The following is a 6468-nucleotide window of genomic DNA, read 5'->3' as shown; positions in this document are numbered from 1 at the left end:
GCCATGTGGCACTCGTCGCCACCGGTCGCGGGGTCGCCGAAGTACTCGACCACGTCCGCGGGCCACTGGTTGGCCTCGGCCAGCAGCACCCGGTCCGGGTAGAGCCGGTCGACCTCGGCCCTGATCCGCTTGAGGTAGGAGTGGGTCCTGGGCAGGTTCTCGCAGTTGGTGCCGTCCTGCTCGAACAGGTACGGCACCGCGTCGAGCCGGAAGCCGTCGATGCCGAGGTCGAGCCAGAACCGCAGCACTTCGAGCATCGCGTCCTGCACGTCCGGGTTCTCGTAGTTGAGGTCCGGCTGGTGGGAGAAGAAGCGGTGCCAGTAGTACTGCTGCCGGACCGGGTCGTAGGTCCAGTTCGAGGTCTCGGTGTCGACGAAGATGATCCGGGCGTCCTTGTAGAGCTCGTCGTCGTCGTTCCAGACGTAGAAGTCTCCGAAGGGGCCCTGCGGGTCGTGCCGGGACGCCTGGAACCAGGGGTGGGCGTCGCTGGTGTGGTTCATCACCAGGTCGGCGACGACCCGCATGCCGCGCTTGTGGGCCTCGTCCACGAGCTTCACGAAGTCTCCCAGGTCCCCGAACTCGGGCAGGATCTTCATGAAGTCCGCGATGTCGTAGCCGCCGTCGCGCAGCGGGGACTCGTACAGGGGCAACAGCCACAGACAGTCGACGCCGAGCCACTGGAGATAGTCCAGCCGTTCGATCAGCCCTCGGATGTCTCCGGTGCCGTCTCCGTTGGAGTCGGCGAATCCCCGGATGAGCACCTCGTAGAAGACGGCGCGCTTGAACCAGTACGGGTCGCGCGGCTTCTCCTCGTCGAAGGTGTTCGGAATTGGCTCAGGTACCTGACTCACCAGTGGACTCCCCGCTGTTTGCCGGTATGCGTACCCGGCCGGCTCACCGCTGGTTCGCCGTGGCACGCAGAGTGAAGATGTGTGCTGAGTGGATATAAGGGTCGAGGCGCACGTAGTTGGACTGCCGCCAGTGGTACGACTCGCCGGAGAGCTCGTCGTCGACGACGAACTCGGCGTTCCAGCCGAGACCCAGGGCGGGCATGTCCAGCGAAACCGTCGCCTCGTGGGTGCGGTGCGGATCGAGGTTGACGACAGTCAGGACCACGTCGCCCATGCCGTGCCGTCGTGTGGCCGTATCGTGAGCGCCGGGCAGCCGCTTGGAGAAGCAGACCACGTCCGGATTGTCGACGCTATGGAACCGTAGGTTACGCAATTCCTGGAGCGCCGGGTGTGCTCTGCGTACCAAATTAAGTTGCGTGATGAGTGGAGCCAGGCTACGGCCCTCTCGCTCTGCACTGGCCCAATCGCGAGGTCTGTACTGATATTTCTCGCTATCTAGGTATTCTTCGCTACCAGGGCGAACCGGGACATTTTCCGCAAGTTCATAGCCCGAATACACGCCCCACGTCGGCATGGCCATCGCAGCGATGATGGCTCTAATGCGGAATGCCGCGACTCCCCCGTGTTGCAGGTATTCATGGAGAATGTCCGGAGTGTTGACGAACAGGTTGGGCCGCATGAAGCTCGACGACCCATGTGAGAGTTCGGTGAGGTACTCCTCGAGCTCCTGCCGGGAGTTGCGCCAGGTGAAGTACGTGTAGGACTGGTGGAAGCCCACCTTGCCCAGCGTGTGCATCATCGGCGGTCTGGTGAAGGCCTCGGCGAGGAACAGCACGTCCGGGTCGGTCGAGCCGATGTCGGCGATCAGCCGCTCCCAGAACGCGACCGGCTTGGTGTGCGGGTTGTCCACCCGGAAGATCCGTACGCCGTGGTCCATCCACAGCCGGACCACCCGTTTGACCTCGGTGTAGAGGCCCTCGGGATCCTTGTCGAAGTTCAGCGGGTAGATGTCCTGGTACTTCTTCGGCGGGTTCTCCGCGTACGCGATCGAGCCGTCGGCGCGGACGTTGAACCACTCCGGGTGCTCCCTGACCCACGGGTGGTCGGGGGCGCACTGCAGGGCCAGGTCGAGCGCGATCTCCATGCCCAGCTCACGGGCCTTGGCCACGAAGGCGTCGAAGTCCTCGAAGGTGCCCAGGTCGGGATGGATGGCGTCGTGGCCGCCCTCCTCGGAGCCGATCGCCCACGGCGAGCCCGGGTCGTACGGCTCCGGCGTCAGGGTGTTGTTGCGGCCCTTGCGGAAGCTGTGCCCGATGGGGTGGATCGGGGGCAGGTAGACGACGTCGAAGCCCATCTTCGCGACGGCGGGCAGCCGGTTCGCGGCGGTCTTGAAATTTCCGGACTTGGGGGCGGCGTCCTGTTCGACGATCGCCCCTTCGGAACGCGGGAAGAACTCGTACCACGAGCCGTAGAGCGCCCTGCGGCGATCGACCCTGACGAGCCGCCGCTGGGATCGGGTCACCAGCTCGCGCAGCGGATGCGCCCGCAGCAGCTCCGCCGTCTCCGGCAGCTGGGCGACCGCGAAACGGGCCCTGGGATCGAGCGCCGTGTCACGCAGCTTGGCCGCGACCGCCTGCAACGCGGCCCGGTGCCCGCACACGTGAGCCGACGTGGTCTTCTTCCCGGTCTTGCCCGACTTCTTCTTCGGCTCCTGGCCCGCCGGCGCGCAGTCCGCGGGCCGTACGGCCTTGGCGGCGCGGTCGAAGAGCCGGGCGCCCTCCTCGCACATCAGCTCGGCGTCCAGGTCACGGGGGATCTTGATGCCCGCGTCGTGCAGCCAGGTCGCCATCGGGTCGCCCCACGCCTCGACGCGGAAACTCCACTCGCCCTCCGCGGGCAGAGTCACCTCGACGCCCCAGCGGTCGGTGCCCGGCGCGAGCTCGCGCATCGGCAGCAACGGTCCACGCGCGCCGTCGGGGCTCGTCAGCACGACGCCCGCGGCGACCGCGTCGTGGCCCTCACGGAACACGACGGCGGTGATCTCGAAGGTCTCACCCGCGGCCGCCTTGGCGGGGTAGCTCCCGCACTCGACCGTGGGCTGGATGTCCTGGATGGGAATTCGTCCGATCATCGCGTCTCAAGGTAGCGACGGCACACCCGGTGCCGCCGAAAAAGTCGGCAAGAATAGATCTTCGATTCTTTAAAAGCCCCTGGTCACCGGCTTTGATGCAGGACAATACCCTGCCGTTGCATCGACGGTCGGCCCCCCGGGGGTGGGGCGTCGCGACCCAGAGATGCGTGCCCCAATAGTCCATCTTCATGCGCCTAGGTGGAAGAGTGCGGGACCTCTTACTGTTCGGCGAGTTGTTCCCAGGGTGTGGCCACCCGGTCGATCGACTGCCCTTGGATGTGTTTGGAGCGGATTGATAGTGGTGAGGGGGAGACGCGTGAGTGTCCGGGTCGCCGTCATGGCGCTGAGTAACTAGGGTCTGGCAGCGTGAGAGCAATCCGTAGGTTCACTGTCCGCACCGTCCTTCCCCCGGAGCTGGCCCCCCTCGGCGAGCTTGTCCACAATCTGCGCTGGTCGTGGCATCCCGAAACACTCGATCTGTTCGCCGAGGTCGATCCGGCGACCTGGGAGCGCGTCGGTCACGACCCGGTCGCGCTGCTCGGCGCCGTCGAGGCGAGCCGCCTGCGTGAGCTGGCCGCCGACCGTCGTTTCCTCCGGCGGGTCGCCGACGCCGCCGACGACCTCCACGAGTACATGACCGCGCCCCGGTGGTACCAGACCCTCGCCGAGGCACCGCGGGCCATCGCCTACTTCTCCCCCGAGTACGGCATCGCCGCCGCGCTGCCGCAGTACTCGGGCGGCCTGGGCATCCTCGCGGGCGACCACCTCAAGGCGGCCAGCGACCTCGGGGTGCCGATCCTGGCCGTCGGCCTGCTGTACCGCCACGGCTACTTCACCCAGTCGCTCTCCCCCGAGGGATGGCAGCTGGAGCACTACCCCTCGCTCGACCCGGGCGGCCTGCCGCTGACCCTCCTCAAGGAGCGGGACGGCACCCCGGTCCGGATCACGGTCAGCCTGCCGGAACAGCGTCCTCTGCACGCCCAGGTGTGGGTGGCCCAGGTCGGCCGGGTCCCGCTGCTGCTGCTCGACTCCGACGTCGCGGAGAACGACAACGCCGCCCGCGACGTCACCGACCGCCTGTACGGCGGCGGCACCGACCACCGCCTGCTCCAGGAACTGCTGCTGGGCATCGGCGGCGTACGCGCGATCCGGGCCTACTGCCGGGTCGGCGACCACCCCGAGCCCGAGGTCTTCCACACCAACGAGGGGCACGCGGGTTTCCTCGGCCTCGAACGCATCCGCGAGCTGACCGAGGCCAGGCTCTCCTTCGACGAGGCCCTGGAGGCCGTCAGGGCGGGCACGGTCTTCACCACCCACACCCCGGTCCCCGCCGGGATCGACCGCTTCCCGGCCGAGATGATCGCCCGCCAGTTCGGCGGCGACAACGCCTGGCCAACGGTCCCCGTCGAGCGCATCCTCGAACTCGGTGCCGAGGACGAACCGGGCAAGTTCAACATGGCCGCGATGGGCATGCGCCTGGCCCAGCGGGTCAACGGCGTGTCCGAGCTGCACGGCGAGGTCAGCCGGGAGATGTTCCGCGGCCTGTGGCCCGGCTTCGACGCCGACGACATCCCGATCGGGTCCATCACCAACGGCGTGCACGCGCCCACCTGGGTCGGCCGCGAGATCATGGAGCTCGCGGGCAGGGAACTGCCCACCCTGGTCGAGCGCGCCCAGGGCTGGGAGGGTGTCAACAAGATCTCCGACGTGGACGTCTGGGGGATCAGGAACAGGCTCAGGGCCCGCCTGGTCAACGCGGCCAGGGAACGACTGCGCAGGTCCTGGCTGGCCAGGGGCGCCTCCCGGGCCGAACTCGGCTGGATCGAGGACGCCCTCGACCCCAACGTGCTGACCATCGGCTTCGCGCGCAGGGTGCCCTCGTACAAGCGGCTCACCCTGATGCTGAACGACCAGGAACGCCTGCGCGAACTGCTGCTCAACCCGGAGAAGCCGGTCCAGATCGTGATCGCGGGCAAGGCCCATCCGGCGGACGAGGGCGGCAAGAAACTCATCCAGCAGATCGTGCGCTTCGCCGACAGCGAGGACGTACGGCACCGCATCGTCTTCCTGCCCGACTACGACATGGCCCTGGGTCAGCTCCTCGTGCAGGGCTGCGACGTGTGGATGAACAACCCGCTGCGTCCCCTTGAGGCCTGCGGGACCTCCGGGATGAAGGCCGCGCTGAACGGCGGGCTCAACCTGTCCATCCGCGACGGCTGGTGGGACGAGTGGTTCGACGGCACGAACGGCTGGGCCGTGCCCACCGCGGACGGGGTCGCCGACCCCGACCGCCGCGACGAGCTTGAGGCGCACGCGCTCTACGACCTGATCGACCACGAGGTGGCCGACCGGTTCTACGACAGGGCCTCCGACGGCCTGCCGCTGCGCTGGCTGGAGATGGTCAGGCACACCCTGACCTCGCTCGGGCCCAAGGTCCTGGCGGGCCGGATGCTCCGCGACTACGTGATCGGCCTGTACGCCCCGGCGGCCGGGTCGGCCCGTGCCCTGTCCGCGGACGGCTACGAGCCCGCCAGGCACTTCGCCGCCTGGAAGCTCCGGGTCCACCAGGCATGGCCGGGGATCCGGGTCGAACACGTCGAGGCGACCAACCTGGGGGACACCCCCGAGGTCGGGGCCTCCCTCGAACTGCGGGCGGCCATCGCCCTCGGTGAGCTGCAGCCGTCCGACATCCGGGTCCAGGCCGCCTACGGGCTGGTCGGGCAGCACGACGAGATGGTCGGCCCGTCCTACGCCGACCTGACCCTGGAGACGGAGGCCGACGACGGCAAGGCCGTCTACAGCGGCACGATCCCGCTCGACCGCACCGGCTCCTTCGGATACACCGTCCGGGTCGTGCCGGACCACCCGCTGGTGGCCACGCCCGCCGAACTCGGCCTGATCGCCGTCCCCGAGGAACCGGTCGGCATGACCAACGGCACCCTGCGCTGACCCCGGCGTAACGCCGTCCCCGGCCGTCCCCGGCCGTCCCCGACCGGCCTCGTCCGGCCGGGGACCGCCGAAGTCTGGAAATCCGTCTTTCCCTCCAGAACGCCGCAGCCTGCTGCTTTACTGGCATTACCGGTGTTCGTGGCCCACCGGGCCGCCGCCCGCTCCGGCGGGCGCGGCCGGGCGGGCCCGCGCACCGCTGTGGTTCAGGTCGACTCCGGCCAAGATCTCTCACTGTCGAGACCCTCTCGGAGCACGGGGCCTGCGCAGGGCGCGCCGGCCGTCGGAACACCTCGGCGATGAGCGATCGGTCGTCCCCGCCTTGCCCGCGGGCTCGGTCAGGCCGGTGTTCTCGGTGGTTCTGTACCGCATGCGTTCGACCGGCGGGAGTCAGGCGCGCGGCCAGGTCACGGTGGTACGGGCACGGGCCGGTGAGGAGTCCGTGTCCATCGGCCACAGGACGGGCGAGGGGACGCTCATCGTGTGTCTCCACGGTGTCTCCACGGCGCCTCCGCGTCCGGCCTCCGGCGGAGGGGCGAA

At 68.6% G+C, this 6468-nt stretch carries 3 protein-coding genes; 1 reads left to right on the top strand and 2 read right to left on the bottom strand.

Translation table 11 applies throughout. The annotated features are described in order from the left end of the window. Both ACFYY8_RS28175 and ACFYY8_RS28170 read right to left on the bottom strand, forming a co-directional pair. Positions 1-851, bottom strand: an 851-nt coding sequence (locus ACFYY8_RS28175; protein WP_390045965.1) for an alpha-amylase family glycosyl hydrolase, incomplete at its 3' end; no start/stop codon positions are given. A 43-nt stretch (positions 852-894) separates the two neighbouring features. Beyond that, positions 895-2982, bottom strand: coding sequence for an alpha-1,4-glucan--maltose-1-phosphate maltosyltransferase (locus tag ACFYY8_RS28170; RefSeq protein WP_390045963.1), 2088 nt, complete (start codon positions 2980-2982; stop codon positions 895-897). A gap of 366 nt (positions 2983-3348) precedes the next feature. Between ACFYY8_RS28170 and glgP the strand changes: the two genes are divergently transcribed. After that, on the top strand, positions 3349-5931 hold the full coding sequence (glgP, locus tag ACFYY8_RS28165; RefSeq protein ID WP_390045961.1) for an alpha-glucan family phosphorylase: 2583 nt from the start codon (positions 3349-3351) through the stop codon (positions 5929-5931). Positions 5932-6468: the final 537 nt, after the last annotated feature.

This window comes from Streptosporangium sp. NPDC001559, assembly GCF_042893955.1.
Taxonomy (GTDB): Bacteria; Actinomycetota; Actinomycetes; order Streptosporangiales; family Streptosporangiaceae; genus Streptosporangium.
Note: the sequence above shows the minus strand (reverse complement) of the source record. Positions and strands in the feature narration are given on the sequence as shown.